Below are 248 nucleotides of genomic sequence, written 5' to 3' on the forward strand. Positions count from 1 at the left end.
GGGCGCGGGCCGCGTACTCGGCTTGCTGAGCGTGGCGGAAGTGCGCCGGCGCCTGATGTTGGATTTAAGCGACTTCTTCTCGAAGGGTTTCGCCTTCAATCGCATCGACGGCGACATCCGCATCGCGGGCGGTCTGGCGCGCAGCGACAACCTGATGATCGACGGCCCCGCCGCCGAGATCCAGATCCGCGGCGATACCGACCTGCGCAGCGAGCGCTTCGACCAGACCGTCGACGTGAAGCCCAAGT

Annotated in this window: 1 protein-coding gene; it reads left to right on the forward strand. The window is 66.1% G+C overall.

What is annotated here, in order from left to right:
* The coding region (locus OH705_RS28240; RefSeq protein WP_267303575.1) for an AsmA-like C-terminal region-containing protein at positions 1-248 on the forward strand (248 nt) is incomplete at both ends.

This window comes from Pseudomonas sp. BJa3 (genome assembly GCF_026343815.1).
Classification (GTDB): domain Bacteria; phylum Pseudomonadota; class Gammaproteobacteria; order Pseudomonadales; family Pseudomonadaceae; genus Aquipseudomonas; species Aquipseudomonas soli.